The sequence below is a fragment of the Paenibacillus sp. 203 genome (assembly GCF_037027525.1).
GTDB classification, from domain to species: domain Bacteria; phylum Bacillota; class Bacilli; order Paenibacillales; family Paenibacillaceae; genus Paenibacillus; species Paenibacillus polymyxa_B.
The window spans coordinates 453,628-474,435 of the sequence record NZ_JAXCHD010000004.1 but is presented as its reverse complement, the minus strand read 5'-3'; the positions used below and the strand labels follow the sequence as shown (position 1 = coordinate 474,435).

The window sequence follows — 20,808 nt, the reverse complement described above, 5'->3', positions numbered from 1 at the left end:
GTAATAATCTTGAAGAAGAGAAAGGCATCTATCGACTACCCTTCAATGATGTAGAAAACAGTTTCACAGAAATCCGACCATCTCTTTCCAATTCGAGTCTTATTTTATGATAGACAAGATTAAGGATCGCAGTCAATCGGAAAAAGTGTCGAATCCAAATTTTTATCCTGTTTTCTTTCGTCATAATATCTGCGCAACATTACCAAAATGAAAGATTACGTTAGGAACAAGCGCCCTACACACCAAAGAAGCTCTCCAGAATTGAGAGCTTCTTTGGTGTGTAGGATGTCAACTGCCGCTCTTATTATGTTGAAGTCGGGATCGTCTTTGGCTCATAACGGCCAGTCTTCTCTTAAGCTCTCCCTGCCATTTTTCATCATTCATCTGTTTGGCTACCATCAATAAATCCAGAGATATGTCAATTTGACGCTTCACAATTTCAAAGGCATCTTCACTTTCACGATTCACACAATTTTCAAATATCGTATCATCGTCTTCCATGACATAATCCTGAAAATCAATCTCGGTTGCCCCATCTCCATGTGCATATTCAGCCAGAATTTCATACTCATTTTCGACTTTATAATGAACTTCAATGCGACGACATACCGGGCAAAACAGCAAAGGAACATTATGAACTTGGGTGCGGTAATGCTTCAGCGTTCCCTTGGTTCCTACCATGCTTGCTCCACAGCAATAACTCATCCGGGCTCAGCCTCCTCTGAACAAAACCTGTTCTGCCTTGTTTATCTTCTACAATACCTTATTCGCTTTCATCAGGCAAAATTCCTCCAGAACACAACAACATTTCCATAATTATTTGTTACTTCACTCTATTTGTCTCATTTAAACAGGACATCCTCACATCTTGCGCTGCACAGAGCAGGCAAGCCCCCAATAACGGCAAAGTAACCGCTAGTTGGGGGCTTGCTTGTTTAATTTCAACTTGTGAAGCTTATATTACAGATTTTGATCGCCTGGTTTCCAGTTCATTGGGCACAAGCCACCGGATTGCAAAGCTTGCAGTACACGCAAAGTTTCTTCCACACTGCGGCCTACGTCGTTGTGGTTAACCACTTGATATTTCAATTCGCCTTCTGGATCAATGATGAACAAGCCGCGCAATGCAACGCCTTCTTCTTCGATCAGAACGCCATAATCGCTCGCAGTTTTTTTCGTGATGTCAGAAGCCAATGGGAAGTTCAGTTTGCCCAGACCATTGTTTTCTTTAGCTGTGTTGATCCATGCTTTGTGGCTGTGCACGGAGTCTACACTGATACCCAGAATTTCAGTATCCAGCTCTTTGAATTGGTCAGCAGCATCGCTCAACGCTGTAATTTCCGTAGGGCACACAAAAGTGAAATCCAGTGGATAGAAGAAAAATACGAGCCACTTGCCACGGTAATCGGAAAGCTTCACCGAACCAAATTCTTGACCGTCTCCAGTCACTGTTTCCAATGCAAAATCAGGGGCGGGTCTTCCTACCAATCTTTCTGCCATAATAATGAAATCCTCCTTTAAAATATGTAAGAAAAACACCGAATGTGTTTTTCTCAATCATCTGTATTGTAATGAACAACTTACTTGATAAATGTTATCATTCGCTGAAATCAAAGTCAACATTGTAACCATTACTTTTTTATAATTATTTTAAACTAGCTTAAAAATTCACATTTTATTCACATTTTGAACTTTCGAATATACAAGTAGCTCCCGATTGCTCAGGAGCTACTGTGCTAAACATTTGTCGAAAAGGCTGTACTGTATAACCTTACTATATAATAGGAAGCTTTTTTTCAGAACAGGTGATTTACGGAGCTTTTAACGAATAGCTGCTGCGATCAGATCTCCCATTTGAGTTGTCGAGATCGCTTGAGATTTATCCACCGCAATATCCGCCGTACGGTGCCCTGCATCCAATACCTCAGCTACCGCTTTCTCAATGGCATCAGCTGCCTTCTCGTACCCGAAGGTGAGACGGAACATCAAAGCAACGGACAAAATCGTTGCGATGGGATTCGCCAGCCCTTGACCTGCAATGTCAGGCGCCGAGCCATGTACCGGCTCGTATAGGCCGAAGCTGCCTTCTCCAAGTGATGCGGAGGAGAGCATGCCGATGGATCCGGTCAGCATAGCCGCTTCATCACTGAGAATGTCACCAAACATATTTTCCGTCACGATGACGTCAAAGCTAGATGGACGACGCAGCAATTGCATGGCGCAGTTATCAACCAATACATGCTCCAGCTCGACATCCGGGTAGTCTACAGCAACCCGGTTAACGACTTCACGCCATAAACGGGAGGTTTCCAGTACATTAGCCTTATCCACCGATGCAAGTTTCTTGCGACGTTTTTGTGCAATTTCGAAAGATTGGCGCACTATACGCTCTACTTCTGTTACATTATATGCACAAGTATCGACTGCTTCCTCACCCTGAGGACATTCTCGTCTGAACTTCTCACCAAAATAAATGCCGCCCGTCAGTTCGCGCACCACGATCAGGTCCGTTCCTTCCAACACTTCCGGTTTCAATGTAGATGCGTCCTTGAGACAGTCAAAGACGACAGCAGGACGAAGATTCGAAAACAGACCGAGCTCTTTACGAATGCCCAGCAGTCCAGTTTCAGGACGAAGCTCCTTTGGATTGTTGTCCCATTGTGGTCCTCCTACCGCTCCCAGCAGAACGGCATCTGCAGATTGACATACTGCCAGTGTTTCTTCCGGCAATGGTGTGCCCTTCTTATCAATCGCAATCCCGCCGAACAGCGCATGCTCCGTTTCAAATGAAAGGCCGAACACTTCTTCCGTACGTTTCAAAATTTTCTCTGCCTCTGCGACCACTTCAGGTCCAATTCCATCTCCCGCTATTACCGCAATCTTTTTAACGTCTGCCATCACGTACACTCCTCTTGTTATACAGCTATACAACCGTATTTTTCATACCTTCTTTGTAACATACATGGCAGGACTTTGACCAAGATATAGAATCTATCAATTCAATAGGCACAGCCTATAAGCTGATTTTTTCATCAGAGAAAAAGAAAACAGGACCGGAAACATCCGATCCTGTATATATCTAACTCTTAAGTCTGCATAAAATTAAGATTTATAATCTACGCGATTACTGTAGTTTTTACGCTTGTCGATCAAACCATTTAGCGCATCTACGTAAGCCCGAGCACTTGCTTCCAGAATATCGGTACTTACCCCGCGTCCCTGCACAGACAGTCCGTTTTGCGTCAGCACTACATGGACTTCACCCAGGGCGTCCTTACCATGGGTAACTGACTTGATGGAGTAATCTGAAAGTACAACGCTTTCGCTGCTGGCTTGGTCAATCGCATTGTAGATCGCATCGACTGAACCATTTCCTTCAGCTTCTGTCTCGATAACCTGACCTTCATCGTTAACCAGACGTACTTGTGCGGAAGGCGTAGCCTTGTTCCCGTAGGTAACAAAAATCGTTTCCAGCTTGAAGACTTCAGGTGCATCGGCCAATTTTTCTTCCAGCAATGCCAAAATATCATCGTCCGAAACTTCCTTCTTCTTATCAGCCAGATCCTTGAACTGCCCAAAAGCGCGATTCAGATCTTCTTCGTTCAATTCGTAGCCCAACTCGATCAAACGCTCACGGAAAGCATGACGACCTGAGTGCTTACCAAGTACCAGCTTGCTTTCTTTTAGACCGATGCTTTCTGGTGTCATGATTTCATAGGTCGTTTTCTCTTTCAGCATGCCGTCTTGATGAATACCTGATTCGTGCGCAAAAGCATTGGCTCCAACAATCGCCTTGTTGCCCGGCACTACCATCCCCGTCAAACGGCTAACCAAACGGCTCGTGCGCGCAATTTCAGACAATTGCAGAGATGTTTTGGCCTGAAAAAATTCTTGTCTCGTCTCCAGTGCCATGGCGATTTCCTCAATGGCCGTGTTTCCAGCGCGTTCACCAATACCGTTGATGGTTCCCTCGATCTGATCCGCGCCGTTCAGGATGGCAGCGAGTGTATTAGCAGTAGCCATTCCCAGGTCATTGTGGCAATGTGCACTCAATTGAATCTTCTCCACATCGACCACATTTTCCTTAATGTGTTTGAATATATTTCCATACTCGTAGGGGGTCAAGTAACCTACCGTATCTGGAATGTTGACGACAGAAGCCCCTTCTTGTACAGCCATGGTAACCATTTCAACCACAAAATCAAGCTCTGTACGACCTGCATCCTCCAAAGAAAACTCCACTTTAGGCAAATATTTCAACCCATAGCGTATGGCAGCACGAGCAGTTTCCAAGACCTGTGCCTTCTCCATCCGCAGCTTATGCTGACGGTGAATAGGAGAAGTTGCCAAGAAGATATGGATACACGGGTCCTGAGCTCCCTTGAGTGCCTCGCGAACCGCATCAATATCCTGTTCCCTTGCACGCGAAAGACCAATAACCGTCGAATTTTTCACAGCTTTTGCTACTGCATTAACAGCCGCCAGATCACCCGGAGAAGCAGCCGGGAACCCAGCCTCCATACGATCGATTCCCAGCTTCTCCAACTGATGAGCGATCTCCACTTTCTCACGAGTATTCAAGTTCACGCCAGGTGACTGTTCTCCGTCTCTCAACGTTGTGTCAAATATATATATTTTGCGCAACCTAACGCACCTCCTCAGGATTAGGACCCTTAAATTACAATGCGGCTCACGCAATAAGCAGGGCCGCATTGTAATTAATATTTATAAATAATTCATGTTGTCGAGTTCATAGTACAAAAGATTATTACTTTTTGATCCAATGCATCATTTCACGCAATTGTCCGCCCACCACTTCAATCGGATGGTTAGCTTCATTACGACGAGTAGCCGTCAGGAATGCACGTCCAGATTGATTTTCAAGGATGAAGTCACGAGCAAATTTACCTTGTTGAATGTCAGTCAATACATCCTTCATGGCTTTCTTCGTATCTTCCGTTACCACGCGTGGTCCAGTTACATAATCGCCATATTCCGCTGTATTACTGATGGAATCACGCATCGTTGCCAATCCACCTTCATACATCAAGTCAACGATCAGCTTAAGCTCATGCAAGCATTCAAAGTATGCCATCTCAGGAGCATAACCTGCTTCAGTCAATGTTTCAAAGCCCGCTTTTACGAGTGCGCTCACGCCGCCACACAATACCGCCTGCTCACCGAACAGATCCGTCTCCGTTTCTTCACGGAAGGAGGTTTCAATTACGCCCGCACGTGTACAGCCAATGCCTTTTGCGTATGCAAGACCGATTTCTTTGGCTTGACCCGTTGCGTCCTGCTCAATTGCGATCAACCCCGGTACTCCAAACCCTTCTACATAGGTACGACGTACCATATGTCCTGGGGATTTTGGAGCAACCAGCAATACATCGCTATCTTTAGGAGCTACGATTTGTCCAAAATGAACGTTGAAACCATGGGAGAACAAAAGAGCTGCGCCTTTTTTCAGGTTAGGTTCAATTTCATTTTTGTACACAGAAGCTTGAGTTTCATCAGGTAACAAAATTTGAACCACATCTGCACGGCTTGTTGCATCAGCTACGTTCAGAACTTCAAAACCGTCGTTTCTTGCGACATCAGCTGATTTGCCTTCACGCAAACCAATAACAACATTCACACCACTGTCACGCAAGTTTTGTGCTTGAGCATGTCCTTGGCTACCGTAACCAATAACGGCCACTGTCTTTCCTTTCAATACGCTGAGTTCTGCATCTTTTTCGTAGTACGTTGTAACTGCCATGGTTAATTTCCTCCTTTTAATTGGACCCTTCATAATGAGCGGGTACCCCAAGAGACTTTCCCTCGTGATCAGTATCTAAAAATCTCTTCGAGCCCCCGCTCTTATGCGGGCGGTTCTTTATTAATTTAATGCGCTATAAGCTATAAGCGGTAATTCGTTAAAGTTCCATATTAAGCATTGCCACGTATCATAGCTGTAACCCCGGTTCGAGTCAACTCCCGAATACCGTAAGGCTTCAACAACTCGATCATGGCATCAATTTTTTCTGTATCGCCAATGACCTGTACGATCAAGCTCGTCGTTCCAACATCAATTACAGCTGCTCTGAATGTTTCTACCACACCCATGATCTCTGGTCGCTGAGGCGGTTCTGCCTTTACCTTTATCATCGCCAATTCCCGAGCTACCATCGGCTTGGAACTGAGATCGATGACCTTGATCACATCAACCAGCTTGTAAAGCTGCTTTTCAATCTGCTCCAAGTTGTTTTCATCCCCTACAGTCACAATGACCATACGGGATAATCCAACTTCTTCCGATTGTCCCACAGTTATGCTCTCAATGTTAAAGCCTCGGCGACCGAACAGGCCGGACACACGTTGCAAAACGCCGGGTTGATCATTTACCAGTACAGCAATGGTATTTTTTGTTGTCATTTTACTCGTCCCCCATCAGCATTTGATCAATTGTCGAACCTTGCGTCACCATCGGATATACATTCTCTTCCTTGCTGACTACAAACTCGACAACGACCGGTCCGGGTGTATCAAGCGCCTCCTGCCAAGCCCGACGTGCCTCTTCCTTATTCGTAGCACGCAGTCCTTTGACTCCGTATGCTTCGGCAAGTTTCACAAAATCCGGACTTCCAGCCAGGTCAATGTGACTATACCGATTGTTATAGATCAATTCCTGCCATTGGCGAACCATTCCAAGAACCTGGTTGTTGATAATTACGATTTTAACCGGAATGTTATTGATTGCACAGATGGCTAATTCCTGCGAACACATCTGCATACCGCCGTCCCCGTTAATCGATATTACCAATCTGTCGGGATTTGCCATCTGAGCACCGATTGCAGAAGGGAAACCAAATCCCATCGTACCGAGTCCACCAGAGGTGACCCATGAACGTGGCTGATTGAATTTGTAATACTGTGCTGCCCACATTTGATGCTGTCCCACGTCCGTCGTTACGATTGCGCCGCCCTTGGTCGTTTCATCCAACAACTCAACAACCCATTGTGGTTTAAGCACCGTTTCAGAATCCTTATATGAATAAGGTTTCTCTTTCTTCCAATGCTGAATTTGCGCTCTCCATGCATCAGCTCGATCCGCACGTTTCACATCCTGATTCAGCAATTCCAGCACTGCCTTCACGTCACCCACGATAGGAATATCTGCTGCAACATTTTTTCCAATTTCAGCAGGGTCGATATCAATGTGGACGATTTTAGCTTGAGGAGCAAACCCATCCAACTTGCCTGTTACCCGATCATCGAAGCGGGCTCCGATACAGATCAACAGATCTGACTGTTGAATCGCTTGATTGGAGGTGTATGTTCCATGCATCCCCGGCATCCCCGTCCACAGTTCATGTCCACTTGGGAAACCACCCAATCCGAGCAACGTTGTCGTAATAGGAATTTCCGTTTTACGAACAAACTCGTAAAGTGCTTCATGTCCACCGGAGTATACAACTCCTCCACCAGCCAGAATGAATGGACGTTCTGCTTCGGAAATAGCTTGAGTTAGCTTGTCTAGTTGAATTTTGTTGGGTATCACTTTCGGGTTATAACCCCGCATGGTCACAGGTTCCGTTTGTGGAACAAACAACGTCTGGGCTGCAGAAATATCCTTCGGAATATCAATCAGCACCGGTCCCTTGCGCCCTGTGTTGGCAATATGAAATGCCTCATGGATGATTCGCGGCAGATCCTCCACATCTCTTACCAGATAGCTGTGCTTCGTAATCGGCATTGTAATTCCCGTGATATCGGCTTCCTGGAAAGCATCCGTACCGATCAGGGAAGATATAACGTTACCCGTGATGACCACTAACGGCACCGAATCCATAAAAGCCGTCGCAATACCAGTTACCAGGTTTGTCGCTCCAGGTCCGGAAGTGGCGATACAGACACCCACTTTACCGCTCGCCCGTGCATAACCATCTGCCGCATGAATAGCTCCTTGCTCGTGACGAGTGAGGACATGCTTGAAATCCTTAAAGCCATACATGGCATCATAGATATAAAGCACTGCACCACCAGGATATCCGAAGACACAATCTACTCCCTCCAGCAACAGGCTACGGAGTAAAATTTCCGAACCTGTAATCACTTCAGGCTTCATCCACTTTTCACGTAATTCATTGGTTGACCTAACTTCAGGAATTTGTGCACTCATGGGTCATCCTCCTTTACAAAATTTACATACATCTGACATTTGTAAAAACAAAAAAACCTTTCATCCCTAGAACAGACTTGCTGTTACTGAGGGACGAAAGGCTGTAGCTTCCGTGGTACCACCCGTGTTTGCCCGATATTTCGCAATATCGAACCTTGGCAGGTACAGAAATCACAAAGGATCTCCATATCTGGCGTCTGTAACGTAGACCGTACGATTTTCCCTAATAGGTGATTCAGCGCACCGTTAATATCATCGGGCCCAAATACTTTTCAGGAAAACAGCTCCAAGGTGAGCTCGTTAAAAAGGGATTTTGGTGAAGCTTGCAGCTAATGCCTCACTCTCTGAACAAAAGAGCCCTAATCACTTCGTCCTCTTCATTGCCGTTGAGTTCATGTCATTCTTTCAAATGTTTAGACACATTATATGTCTCTCATCTGGGATAGTCAATACCCATATTTCATAAAAATTTATGTTTCTTTTCTGAAGCACCTCAGAGTCGCACGCTTGTAAGAGGTACCCGCATATTATAAAAAAGACCACACGGTGAGACAGTGCACTCCTCCAAAGCCACGTCTTATCTTGTTAAAAGGGTAGAAAAGGAGGCCCGTTTATGATTCGAAAACGCAGCTATCAAGATGACAGCATTATCTTTCGTCTCATCGAGCAAGAGCTTGTCCCCCTATCGCATTTAAGTGCCCAAGAAATGGAACAAATACGCAAAGAATTACCCCGGCGCTTAAACCGGGGCATCACTTTTGTAGCTTGCAGACCGGATAATGCACAGGTTGTTGGCTTCATTCATGTTATGCTGCATGGCGAACTATTATACATTGATTTGATCGCAATCTCTTCGGCTCATCAAGGTATGCGATACGGAAAAAAACTGCTGGAGCATGCCGAACACTACGGACGACTGCGTCGCTGCAAGCGGGCTAAAGTTATGGTGGACGAAGACAATATCAGGGGGATCCATTTTTATCTGCGTCATCAATATCAAATGCTGCGCTACGTAGCTCTGAGCCGATGCCACGAACTCGAAAAGTCACTGTAAAAAGTTTCTTTTTCGAGCTCAAGATTTTGTATGACTAAAATAAATTAGGGTAATACGGATATCCTACTCCGGGGTACCCCCCGTCTGTATACGGGCCTGGCTGCGGACCATATCCTGGTCCTCCATAACCTGAACCGTAGCCACCATATCCCCCACCATAGGCACCAATGTATGGAGCTGTGCCGATGGCAAGCAAGTCAAACAGCACCAGAGGAATAATCGCCTTCGTGTTTACTTTTTTCTTGCGGTTTGGTTGAAGAACCAGTCGGTTACCCGAAATGCGAATCAGCTTGCCGCTGACCTGGGAACCATCCTTGCGAGTAGCAAAGATGACTTTGCCAACAAGCTTCTCCACCTGCTTTCTGGTTACTGCCTGTTTCATCGTATTTCCTCCTTCTTTCTCAACGGATGGACAGATTGAACGGCTCCTTGATAGCTCATCACCACCACAAAATAGACCGGAGCTGACAGGGGCCGAGCGTCCCGTCCAATCTGCATAGCACAGTCTATTCCATTCATGCCAGTGGCGTATGTTTAAATGCCTGCACAATATAAAAAAATCTGGTACCTGCACATGCAGATACCAGATTTTTTATACACCAATGTACATTTTCAAAACATACACATCAGCTATTTATAAGTTTTAACGCTTGCTTGGATCATAAAGTTGACCCAAAGCGGCCGGAGCACGCGAACGTCCGACAGCCGCTACCAGTACAATAATCGTCAGGAGATATGGCAACATAAAAATAATTTCCTGGGGAATACTTTGGGACCATGCGAACAGCTGCACATAGTTGCGAATGGCTTGTGAAAAACCAAAAAACACTGCTGCGCCAAAAGCGCCGAGCGGATTCCATTTACCGAAAATCATAGCGGCAATAGCTATATATCCCTGCCCCGAAACTGTATTGTGCGAGAACATGTTGGTTGTAGTCAGGGTGATGGTAGCTCCACCAATCCCAGCCAACGCCCCACTGATCATAACACCAATATACCGAAGACGATTTACTTTAATACCCACTGTATCGGCCGCTCCTGGATGCTCCCCAACGGAACGCAAACGCAAGCCAAACGGTGTTTTATACAAAGTAAAATAGCCAATAATAACTAATAGAATGGCTAAGTATGTCGTTGGATAGGCTTGGAAAAAGGCTTTTCCTGCAATCGGGATATCCACAAGGTAAGGGATGGATATTTCGTTGAAACCCTGAATCCGACCCGTGTCACCATCACCCTCAAATAAAAGCTTGACCATGTACAGTGTACTACCTGCTGCCAAAAAGTTGATAACTATACCACTTATTACCTGATCAGCTTTAAACGTAATAGAGGCTACAGCATGAATTAGCGAAACCAGAATACCGAACACCGCAGCTGACAGCACACCTACCCAAGCCGCAGAGGTGCCTCCTAGTCCAGCTTGCTCGGCATAAAATCCGCCAACACCCGCTGCAAACGCTCCAAATACCATAAGTCCTTCCAACCCGAGGTTCGTTACACCGGATTTTTCTGAAAAAACTCCGCCGAGAGACGCAAAAATAATCGCCGTCGCAAAAACGAGCGTTGTATGGATTAATTCACCAAGTGTTAACCAACTCATTTTACAACACCTTCTCTTTCTTCCGCTTGGAGTAGAGCGGCTTCACAACCCAACGTACAATACCTTGGGCCGCAATGAAGAAAATAATCGAGCCAATGACAACCCGGATAATTTCGGGCGGTACATCTGCGCTAAAGCTCATCCCCGCAGAACCATACGTAAGCGTTCCGAACAAAACAGAACCGAGCAGCACACCGAATGGGTTATTCATCCCAATCAGAGCTACAGCGATACCGTCAAAGCCGGTTCCCGGTGATCCTGCCATGACAGATTGATAATGGAATACTCCTAGTACTTCAAAGGCGCCTGCCAATCCGGCAAAAACTCCACTAATAAACATCGCTTTTATGATATTACGATTTACATTCATACCTGCATAGCGGGATGCATCCTGATTAAATCCGACAGCCCGAAGCTCATAACCTTGCTTTGTTTTCCACATGAAAATGTAGAAAAAGACTGCCGCCAGCACTGCAATAACTGTACCCCAATGTACCCGAGCATTCCCCATCATCTGGGACAGCCATTCGATGGAAATTGAAGCAGAAGGCTGAATATCCACAGAACGATTTTCACCTTCCATAAGTGCGAACTGATTGATCACCAAATTAGCCAAATACAGACCGATCCAGTTCATCATAATACATGTAATAACTTCATTCACGCCTCGTTTGGCCTTCAAATAGCCAGCAATCGCAGCCCACAGACCTCCGAAAACTGCACCTGCAATCACAGCCAACGGTGCATGAATGATAGCTGGCAACCCATGGAGTTTAATGCCCACAATCGAAGCAGCTGTCATACCTACCAGAAACTGACCTTCGCCGCCAATATTAAACAATCCGGCGCGGGCCGCAAAAGCAAATGCCAACCCCGTTAAAACCAGCGGAGTCATCTCACGGATAGCCTCTCCAAAGTTATAAGAATCTCCGTAAACACGGCTAAACAAAGCAGAATAGGCCACAATAGGGTCATACCCGCCAATCAGCATCACAATAGCACCCAGAAGGAGACCCAAAATAATAGAGACCAGCGCCAGTACAAAGGAGTCTTTTGTGAATATTTTCAATAGATTAGCCATTCTCTACTCCTTTCTTCACTGCACTTCCTGCCATCATCAGTCCCAGTTCCTGGTCATTCGTTTCTTCTGGCAGCACTTCCCCGACAATCTTGCCCTCATAGATGACAGCAATTCGGTCGGATACATTCATAATCTCATCCAGTTCAAAAGATATGAGCAACACAGCTTTACCTTGGTCCCGCTGGGCAATCAGTTGTTTCTGGACAAATTCAATAGCTCCGACATCCAGACCGCGTGTAGGCTGTGCTGCAATGAGAAGGTCTGGATTTTTATCAATTTCACGCGCAATGATAGCCTTCTGCTGGTTCCCACCAGATAATGCTCTTGCCTTCGTGTGAATATCCGGTGTTCTTACATCAAACTTTTCGATAAGACTTTTGGCCTGTTTCTCTATAGCATCTTTGTTCAAGAAGCCATTTTTACTGTAAGGCGCCTGGTAATACGTCTCCAGTACCATATTTTCACTCATAGAAAAATCGAGCACCAGCCCATGCTTATGACGGTCTTCTGGTATATGGGAAACGCCTGCCTCTGAAATTTTGCGCGGTGGCTGATTGGCCACCTCTTGTCCGAGCAAACGAATGCTTCCGCCATCCACCTTGCGTAAGCCTGTCAAAGCTTCAATCAGCTCACTCTGTCCATTTCCATCTACTCCGGCAATCCCCAAAATCTCGCCCGCCTTGACCTGCAGGTTCAACTCATTTAGAACATTAATGCCATCCTTGTTTTTAGAAATTACATTGTTCATTTCCAGTACTGTTTGTCCTGGTTGCGCAAGCTGCTTGTCCACTTTAAAGGACACGCGACGGCCCACCATTTTCTCAGCCAGCTCATTTGGTGTTGTTTCAGACGTCTTGACCGTATCAATAACCTGACCTCGGCGAATGATCGTAACGGTATCTGCAATTTGCATGATTTCTTTAAGTTTATGAGTAATAAGAATAATTGATTTGCCTTCAGCGACCAAGCGCTTCATAATATCCAGCAACTCAGTGATCTCCTGCGGTGTCAGTACAGCTGTAGGCTCATCGAAAATCAGAATATCTGCACCGCGATAGAGCGTTTTGATAATTTCTACACGTTGCTGCATACCAACAGATATATCCTCAATTTTGGCATTCGGATTTACCTGAAGACCGTACTGCTCAGACAACCGCTGTACTTCTGCGGCAGCCTTTTTATAATTGATTTTCAGACCTTTACGTGGCTCCGAGCCCAGGACAATATTTTCGGTAACGGTAAACGGCTGTACGAGTTTAAAATGCTGATGCACCATGCCAATTCCCAGATCAATCGCCTTATTTGGACTATCAATCTGTACGGGTTTACCTCCGATTTCAATTGTCCCTTCATCCGGCTGATACAGTCCGAAAAGAATATTCATAAGCGTAGATTTACCCGCGCCATTCTCACCCAAAAGGGCATGAATTTCTCCCTTATGCAGCTTGATGCTGATGGAGTCGTTGGCAACGATGCCGGGGAATCGTTTTGTAATTTGCTTTAACTCAACGACGGGGGTCGCTGCATCCATGAGATCACCCTTATACACTTTATAGTATGTGCTCCAATGAGCTGATTTTGCCCGTTATAATCCATATAACTCCAGACGTAAGAACAAGGCTAGTCTTATGAACCAGCCTTGTCGCTACTTCTATGTTCTTCAAGCCAAAACTTATTTCGAAGGAACTGTAATTTCGCCCTTAATAATTTTTTGCTTGTATTGTTCTACAAGATCAAGCACGTCTTTAGGTACGTTTTTCGTTGATGTGTCTGCCAAACCAATACCATTATCCTTCAGAGCCAGTGTCTCGACACCGCCCTTAAATTTACCATCAATTACTTCTTTAGATACGCGTTTTACAGCTTCATCTACACGTTTTACCATCGAAGTCAATGTTACGTCGTCACCAAACTCAAGTGATTGGTCTTTATCTACGCCAATAACCCATACTTGCTGGCCTTGTTGCTTACGTGCGAGTGCTTCATTAAATACACCTGTACCAGATCCGCCAGCTGCATGGAAAATAATATCCGCACCGCTGTTATAGATCGTCGCAGCTGCTGCTTTACCCAGGTCCGGCTTATCAAATGCACCTGTGTAGTTAACTTCCAATTTTGCATTTGGATTTACAGCTTTAATTCCTGCTTCGAATCCTTTTTCAAAACGTTTGATCAATGGGCTGTCTTGTCCACCCACAAAACCAATTTTGTTTGTTTTGGTAAGCTTACCAGCTACAACCCCCACCAAGAAGGAACCTTCATTTTCAGCAAAAACAACCGATTTTACGTTAGGCGCATCCACGACACTGTCAATGATCGCCAAATTCTTGCTTGGGTTGTCTTTCGCTACTTGTCCAATCGCATTCGCCAGATTAAAACCGATTCCCCAAGTCAGGTTAAAATCACCCTTAACAAATTGGTTCAGGTTAGGAATATAATCTTGATCGGATTTACTTTGCAGGTATTTAACTTTAACGCCCGATTCTTTCTCAGTGGCTTGTAGTGCCTCCCAAGCAGATTGGTTAAACGATTTGTCGTTTACTCCACCCACATCTGTAACCATGCCGATTTGGACATTCGATGTTTTGGCAGAACCACCTGTGTCTCCACCATTTGCGTTGGACGCACCTTGATTTTTGTTACCGCAGCCTGCGAGAATGACCGAGATCGCCAGCAGCATAACCAAAGACATACTGAACATTTTCTTCATGCTGATACTGTTCCCCCTTAGTGTTAGATCCCTGGACTGTCTCTTTTCTTTGAACATGTACATGCTCATGCATGTCATTTACTGACGAGACAGATCGTACAGAAGACTTACTTTAGAGATTATACAATTATGATCGGCTAAAATCTAGACAATTAATAACCTTGGGTCAATTTTTTTTGAAATCTCATCAATGTAAGCGCTACAAAGTTAAAAAAAACATACATTCTTCCATCTCACGTCATATTTATTCGTATTTTGGAGAAAACGAAGTCTTTTCCGTAACATTGAGTATGTACAAAAAAAGGCATCCCTACACAGCGTACTGCTTGGGATACCTTTTTACCGCTTTCGCGGTTTCCACGCCTTCATTATTAATAATTAAGCGTTGATTTTGCCTTTAGCAACAGTTGCCAAAGAGTTGAATGCATTAATATCATTGACTGCAAGATCAGCCAAGATTTTGCGGTTAATGTCCACACCAGCCAATTTCAGGCCGTGCATCAATTTGCTGTAAGACAAACCGTTCAAACGAGCTGCTGCGTTGATACGCACGATCCACAGTCTGCGGAAGTTACGTTTCGTCTGACGACGGTCACGGTATGCGTAAACAAGCGATTTCATTACCTGCTCGTTAGCTGTTTTAAAAATGCGGTGTTTGGAACCAAAATAACCTTTAGCAAGCTTCAATACTTTTTTATGACGACGACGAACGACGAATCCGCCCTTTACTCTTGCCATATCAATAGACCTCCCAAATAATGTTTATGCTTCATTCATTGCAGTGCTAGTGCTATTTCAGGTTAGCAAGACCTTGTTTCAGACGCTTAACGTCCCCAGGTGCCATCTCAGGGTTAGTACCCAGAACGCGTTTTGCACGTTTGGATTTGTGGGAAAGCAAATGGTTTTTGTAAGCTTTGTAACGCATTACTTTACCAGTACCGGTAATTTTGAAGCGGCCTTTAAGGCTGCTATGTGTTTTCATTTTAGGCATTGAACTTCCTCCTTAATTTGTCATTGACTCTTTGGAGCCAATATCATAATCATGCTGCGTCCTTCGAGCTTGGGTTGGCGCTCCACGGTACAAAGATCAGCAACTTCCAATTTCACACGTTCGAGAATTTTTTGACCCACATTAGCATGGGTAATTTCACGACCGCGGAAACGAACGGAGCATTTCACCTTGTCCCCTTCATTCAGGAACTTTACCACATTGCGAAACTTGGTTTGGTAGTCATGTTCCTCGATGTTGGAACGGAACCATACCTCTTTGATGTCAACGATCTTCTGGTTTTTACGGGCTTCCTTTTCTTTCTTCTGTTGCTCATAGCGGAATTTACCGTAATCCATAATCCGACACACGGGCGGCTTCGCTTGAGGCGCCACGTTTACGAGATCCAAGTTTGCGTCAATCGCCATTTGCAAAGCTTCACGCGTCGGTGTAATCCCGATTTGTTCCCCATTCGCACCAACTAGACGTACTTCTCTCACCCGAATCTCATCATTGATCATATGTTCCTTACTAATAACCCTCCACCTCCAGAACCTGTTATTGTTGTATTGTGTTTAAGCACAAAAAAGGGATGACGACTATACAGCCGACATCCCTGTCTGATACTCAATTCATCATGAAAGTTCAATTCACAAATCATTGGATCATGACCAGCCGGCAATACCGGGCAGGTGAGAAGTCGGACCTTCTACTTGTTAATCCATACTTTTCAATTAACATACTCGAATATCTTATCACGGTGCAATCGAGGTGTCAACACTTTAATGAAAAAATGAATGACACCGATCTTCAGTCCTATTTCACCGTCCAATTAACCTTGTTTGCTCTGAACCTCTTCCAGGCGAACGACACGCGTATGCTGGGTATGGCTCCATTGCTTGTTGTTCTGTGTGAAGAACGCATAGAACGTAATCGGATACCACGAGACCAGATATACCGGGAATAGCAGCAGGTACAGATATACTTTTTTGAACGTGACCTTTTCCAAAATCATCGCGATCACAAAGGTAGTAATATTCAGACCCACAGCTATAACACCAGTCCAAGCCGGGAATTGTACATAAATATTTTCGATATTAGGTCCACCAAATAACGCTATATCTATCCACATAGCTACTGTCATCAAGAAGGTGAGCAGTACGATATACACGTTTAGACCATAAAGAGCCATATCGAATTTAATCAGGCTTCTATGCTTGATACTTTGCCACAGCAACGGGAAGAAATAACGTCGAGCAACCGTGAAATGACCTTGCATCCAGCGCAGACGCTGTCTGGACGAAGCTTTGAATGTCAACGGCTTTTCATCATATACCTTGGCATCGTAATTAAATCTTGGATATACGTTGCGTTGTGTGCAGCGCATGGTGAATTCCAAATCCTCTACGAGACTTGTTGCACCCCAGCCCATTTCCTTAAGCAGATTTGTTTCAAAGCACATGCCTGTACCACCGAGGAAATTAGCCATGTTCAGATTGTGACGTGACAGCTGCCACAAACGGTTGATGTACCAATAAGATACCCCGTATGCCGCTGTAATCCAAGAATCCTCAGGATTCTTAGTATCAATGTACCCCTGAATAACACGGGCACCTGTGCACAGATCATTGTTCATTTCACTCAAGAAATTGGTATGCGCCAAATTGTCAGCATCAAACATGACAATGGCATCATATTGGCGCGGCATAGCCCATAATTCCTTGAGCATCCACTCAATAGCGTAGCCTTTACCACGCAGATTTGGATTCGTACGTTCACAAGCATTCATGCCGTGAGCGCGAACAATATCCGCAGTCTTATCTGTGCAGTTATCACAGATTACGAACACATCGTAAAGTTCCTTCGGATAATCAAGTTGCTTCAAATTTTCCATCAATGCTCCGACAACCTGTTCTTCATTGTGGGCAGCGACTAAAATGGCAAATGATTTTTCTGGAGCCGCGTGCTCTTTTCTTTTCTTGCGAACCAATCCGAACAAGGAGAATGCAAACTGATAGACTGCGATCACCGCCAGTATGACCTGGAGCGTCACAAAAATAGCGTCTAACATGATCTCTTGTTACCCCCTTTTTATACCCCTTAAAATCTTGCGTTTGTTTGTTTTCTATCTGTGTAGCGCAAGTTGCGGCGCTTTGCGCGCCTTTTCTGTAGTTTTTGACCCGACCCTTGCTTTCTTCATTGGCTGTGCGCAGCCCCCTTTTGGCTGACACAGGAATGCCATTACGATTTTCGTTGGTTTTCAATCTTTTGTCAAAGCCCTTAAACCGGTCTCAGCAGCAAAAAAACACAACAAACTCCCGTTTGAACCGGGAATGCGGCGCTGGTCTTCTCATTGATGACGCTTAGGTCTTATTTTCATCCATTTGCTAACTTTTTATTTCTTTGGTCCCTCCTTTTTGTGGGCCAATTAGCAACCACTTCTAAACACTCTATCTTATTAGACGGATGAACGCAAAGAAAGTTATACAATTTGGCTTATATTCCATTAACATTTTTGTGTAGAATTGAACCAAGTAAGTTTGAATCTTTAGTGATTCTTGAAATGAACAGCGTTTAAAAATATGATGAGAGCAAGAGAATAATTACTTATGGTCTGATTATGTCAAAATGACTCAAAATATTTGCCGACTGACCTGAACCGGCAACCGGAGGAAACCAAATGCAACGTCTAGTCGTAAAACTTGTAAATCTGGAGCAGCAGTTGTTCAAATGGATCAACGGACGCTTACACAACCGTTTTTTGAACTTCTGGCTTTATTATCTCACACATTTAGGCGGGGCTACCTTTACTATAGCCTCCACACTCCTTATTTGGTGGCTCGCTCCGAATCCGTGGAAAGATACCGGTATGAAGGGAGCCATCGCTCTCGGGGTCAGTCACATCCCCGTAGCTATCGTTAAAAAGCTGTACCCGCGGATTCGCCCGTATTTGGCGCTACCAGGTACAAATACATTCCGCAACCCCTTGTCGGACCATTCTTTTCCCTCAGGGCACACGACCGCTATTTTTTCAGCTACCGTGCCTTTCATGCTACAGTCACCGATGCTAACATTGCTGCTGTTGCCTGTAGCGACAATTGTTGGTTTTTCTCGAATTTATCTGGGTCTTCACTACCCAACGGATGTACTCGCAGGAGCGGTCATCGGAACGTCTGCAGCAATAGGAACGGTTGCATTCTGGCCTTAAAGCCGATATGGTATGATTGAGAACATCCCAGCAGGAACAGGTGAAATGAGAGTGGCTAAAAAACGAGTGTTATTATTATCGGAAGGTTTCGGTGCCGGACATACTCAAGCTGCCTACGCGCTCTCAAGCAGTTTGCGGAAGCTTTCTCCGAATGTGCAGACCAGAGTGCTGGAGCTGGGGAGTTTTTTGAATCCAAGAATGGCCCCGCTTATTATTACAGCATACAAGAAGACTGTTGTATCGCAGCCTCGTCTAGTCGGATTGGTTTACCGTCATCAGTACAAAAAATCATTAAACCGTCTTACAACGCTCGCTTTGCACCGTCTGTTCTACACGCAGACCCGAAACATTCTCCGGCAGCTTCGTCCCGATTTGGTGGTATGTACTCATCCCATCCCAAGCGCGGTAATTTCACGTTTGAAGCGCTTAGGCTTACATGTTCCGCTTTGTACTGTCATTACAGACTACGATGCACATGGAACATGGATTAGTCCCGAGGTTGACCGGTACTTTGTATCTACGCCTGAAGTCATGCGTAAGCTGCGCGCACGCGGAGTATCCGTCTCGAAAATCCAGGTGACCGGTATTCCAGTTCATCCAAATTTTTGGGAACATCCTGGGCACGATGAAATTAGAGAACAATTTGGACTTAAACCCATCCCGACCGTACTCGTTATGGGTGGCGGCTGGGGCCTTATGAATGACGAAGTCATACATCGTTCGCTTACTCAGTGGAGAGATAACATTCAATTTATTTTTTGTTTGGGGCATAATGATAAAATTCGTCGTAAAATGCAGTTGGATCCCAGGTTTAATCATCCAAATATTCATATCTTCGGATTTACACGGGAAATCGACAAATTAATGGAGGTATCGAATCTGCTCATCACCAAACCCGGCGGAATGACATGCACCGAGGGATTGGCCAAAGGGATTCCGATGCTGTTTCACAAACCTCTCCCTGGACAGGAGGAGGAAAATTGTCAATACTTTACGGCTCAAGGCTTCGGAGAACCGATTACTTCGCTGGATGTTGTCGTTAAATGGATGAACCGACTGCTACACGATTTTCCAGAAATCGTCCGTAAGCGGCAGGAGCACGTCCATAATGTAGCGCGATATTATCCTCTTCAGAGCGCACAGAGTATTTTGGATATACTGGAACCGAACAGGGTGCTTTCCTAATAAGGAAGCACCCTGTCTTATTTTATCCATTTGATCTGTTTTTATTTCCCGTACTTTTCAAGGCGTGTTTTTTCGTACTCTTTCAAAGCATCTTTGCCGATCAGCACCTCGACTCGATGAATATTCATACCTTTGCCCATAAACTTTTGTTCATATTCCGTCATGACATGCTCCTCGTTAATCCCCTCACGATGAAGGTTTAACGAAATATTCGTCATCTGCAAACCGCTATCGGCAAACGAATTCAGAGAAAACTCAAACAGTGTCTCCGAATCGGTCTTAAAATGAATTTGTCCTTTGCTGTTCAAAAGCTGACGGTACTTGTCCAAAAAACGCGGATGCGTCAAACGACGACGTGCATGTTTGGCTTTAGGCCAGGGATCACTAAAATTCAGATAAATGCGTTCAATCTCTCCTGGTTCAAAAACATTTTCGATCTGTTCGATGTTTGCCAGTGCCAATTTGATATTAGGCGGCGTATCAACCTCTGAATTACTCCAGGCCAGACGAGACTTTTCTGTTGCACGGCGAACCAGCTCATCATACATATCAAAGCCAATATAGTTAACCTCCGGATTCCGGAAGCTCATTTGGCTTATAAATTGCCCTTTACCCATACCGAACTCTACATGAATGGGACGATCATTACCAAAAAGCTGCTGCCATTTCCCCTTATACTGTGCTGGCTCCAAGATGACTAGGTCCTGCTGTTCTTCCAGACTTTCCCGAATTCCTTTTCTTCCGCGTAAACGCATGTTACTCCTCCATATACTCTGTTATCAAGGAAAAAGGAATTTCACCCCCGCTTGAAGATA

At 44.9% G+C, this 20,808-nt stretch carries 20 protein-coding genes; 3 read left to right on the top strand and 17 right to left on the bottom strand.

The genetic code is table 11. The features are described from left to right. Nucleotides 1-288: 288 nt before the first annotated feature. From WA407_RS11650 to ilvB, 7 genes are all read right to left on the bottom strand, one after another. Entirely contained in the window at nt 289-705 is a 417-nt protein-coding gene (locus WA407_RS11650) for a hypothetical protein (RefSeq protein ID WP_013309391.1), read from the bottom strand. Nucleotides 706-960: 255 nt separating this feature from the next. After that, nucleotides 961-1,500 (bottom strand): peroxiredoxin, encoded by a 540-nt coding sequence (locus tag WA407_RS11645; protein WP_023987763.1) that lies wholly within the window; start codon nt 1,498-1,500, stop codon nt 961-963. A 321-nt stretch (nt 1,501-1,821) separates the two neighbouring features. Beyond that, nucleotides 1,822-2,898: a 3-isopropylmalate dehydrogenase gene (gene leuB / locus WA407_RS11640; RefSeq protein ID WP_336077402.1), complete on the bottom strand. Its 1,077-nt coding sequence runs from the start codon at nt 2,896-2,898 to the stop codon at nt 1,822-1,824. A 204-nt stretch (nt 2,899-3,102) separates the two neighbouring features. Then, nucleotides 3,103-4,644, bottom strand: coding sequence for a 2-isopropylmalate synthase (locus WA407_RS11635; RefSeq protein ID WP_025724101.1), 1,542 nt, complete (start codon nt 4,642-4,644; stop codon nt 3,103-3,105). Between the two features lie 124 nt (nt 4,645-4,768). Further along, nucleotides 4,769-5,761, bottom strand: a complete 993-nt coding sequence (gene ilvC, locus WA407_RS11630; protein WP_013309387.1) for a ketol-acid reductoisomerase — start codon at nt 5,759-5,761, stop codon at nt 4,769-4,771. A 170-nt stretch (nt 5,762-5,931) separates the two neighbouring features. Next, complete coding sequence (gene ilvN / locus WA407_RS11625; protein ID WP_023987760.1) at nt 5,932-6,417, bottom strand: acetolactate synthase small subunit; 486 nt, start codon at nt 6,415-6,417, stop codon at nt 5,932-5,934. Between the two features lies 1 nt (nt 6,418). Next, nucleotides 6,419-8,164, bottom strand: coding sequence for a biosynthetic-type acetolactate synthase large subunit (gene ilvB, locus WA407_RS11620; protein WP_061829126.1), 1,746 nt, complete (start codon nt 8,162-8,164; stop codon nt 6,419-6,421). Between the two features lie 613 nt (nt 8,165-8,777). On the opposite strand from ilvB, the gene WA407_RS11615 reads away from it, so the two are divergent. Continuing rightward, complete coding sequence (locus WA407_RS11615) at nt 8,778-9,218, top strand: GNAT family N-acetyltransferase (protein ID WP_061829125.1); 441 nt, start codon at nt 8,778-8,780, stop codon at nt 9,216-9,218. A gap of 34 nt (nt 9,219-9,252) precedes the next feature. Here WA407_RS11615 and WA407_RS11610 read toward each other — a convergent pair whose 3' ends face one another. The 9 genes from WA407_RS11610 to WA407_RS11570 all read right to left on the bottom strand — a co-directional run bounded on the left by WA407_RS11610 (nt 9,253) and on the right by WA407_RS11570 (nt 17,671). Beyond that, nucleotides 9,253-9,600 carry a hypothetical protein gene (locus tag WA407_RS11610; RefSeq protein ID WP_336077401.1) on the bottom strand — a complete coding sequence of 116 codons (348 nt, stop codon included), beginning with the start codon at nt 9,598-9,600 and terminating at the stop codon, nt 9,253-9,255. 261 nt (nt 9,601-9,861) lie between these two features. Next, on the bottom strand, nt 9,862-10,821 hold the full coding sequence (locus tag WA407_RS11605) for an ABC transporter permease (RefSeq protein WP_010349245.1): 960 nt from the start codon (nt 10,819-10,821) through the stop codon (nt 9,862-9,864). A 1-nt stretch (nt 10,822) separates the two neighbouring features. Next, nucleotides 10,823-11,902: an ABC transporter permease gene (locus WA407_RS11600; RefSeq protein WP_069291470.1), complete on the bottom strand. Its 1,080-nt coding sequence runs from the start codon at nt 11,900-11,902 to the stop codon at nt 10,823-10,825. Further along, nucleotides 11,895-13,433: an ABC transporter ATP-binding protein gene (locus WA407_RS11595; protein WP_023987756.1), complete on the bottom strand. Its 1,539-nt coding sequence runs from the start codon at nt 13,431-13,433 to the stop codon at nt 11,895-11,897. The genes WA407_RS11600 and WA407_RS11595 overlap by 8 nt, the downstream gene beginning before the upstream one ends. 141 nt (nt 13,434-13,574) lie before the next feature. Continuing rightward, nucleotides 13,575-14,612, bottom strand: a complete 1,038-nt coding sequence (locus WA407_RS11590; RefSeq protein ID WP_061829124.1) for a BMP family lipoprotein — start codon at nt 14,610-14,612, stop codon at nt 13,575-13,577. Nucleotides 14,613-14,990: 378 nt separating this feature from the next. Next, entirely contained in the window at nt 14,991-15,350 is a 360-nt protein-coding gene (gene rplT, locus WA407_RS11585; protein ID WP_007429517.1) for a 50S ribosomal protein L20, read from the bottom strand. A gap of 52 nt (nt 15,351-15,402) precedes the next feature. Then, on the bottom strand, nt 15,403-15,603 hold the full coding sequence (rpmI, locus tag WA407_RS11580) for a 50S ribosomal protein L35 (RefSeq protein WP_013309379.1): 201 nt from the start codon (nt 15,601-15,603) through the stop codon (nt 15,403-15,405). Between the two features lie 20 nt (nt 15,604-15,623). After that, nucleotides 15,624-16,121 carry a translation initiation factor IF-3 gene (gene infC, locus WA407_RS11575; protein ID WP_013309378.1) on the bottom strand — a complete coding sequence of 166 codons (498 nt, stop codon included), beginning with the start codon at nt 16,119-16,121 and terminating at the stop codon, nt 15,624-15,626. A gap of 311 nt (nt 16,122-16,432) precedes the next feature. Beyond that, the gene (locus WA407_RS11570; protein WP_069291469.1) at nt 16,433-17,671 is read right to left on the bottom strand and encodes a glycosyltransferase family 2 protein; all 1,239 of its coding nucleotides are present in this window, start codon (nt 17,669-17,671) and stop codon (nt 16,433-16,435) included. Between the two features lie 609 nt (nt 17,672-18,280). On the opposite strand from WA407_RS11570, the gene WA407_RS11565 reads away from it, so the two are divergent. Together WA407_RS11565 and WA407_RS11560 are read left to right on the top strand one after the other, a co-directional pair. Continuing rightward, on the top strand, nt 18,281-18,808 hold the full coding sequence (locus tag WA407_RS11565) for a phosphatase PAP2 family protein (protein ID WP_061829122.1): 528 nt from the start codon (nt 18,281-18,283) through the stop codon (nt 18,806-18,808). A 51-nt stretch (nt 18,809-18,859) separates the two neighbouring features. Further along, a complete protein-coding gene (locus tag WA407_RS11560; protein ID WP_414126425.1) occupies nt 18,860-19,993 on the top strand; it encodes an MGDG synthase family glycosyltransferase in 1,134 nt (377 codons plus the stop codon). A 41-nt stretch (nt 19,994-20,034) separates the two neighbouring features. Here the strand turns inward: WA407_RS11560 and trmB are convergent, their stop codons facing one another. After that, complete coding sequence (trmB, locus tag WA407_RS11555) at nt 20,035-20,748, bottom strand: tRNA (guanosine(46)-N7)-methyltransferase TrmB (protein WP_250267865.1); 714 nt, start codon at nt 20,746-20,748, stop codon at nt 20,035-20,037. Nucleotides 20,749-20,808 lie beyond the last annotated feature (60 nt).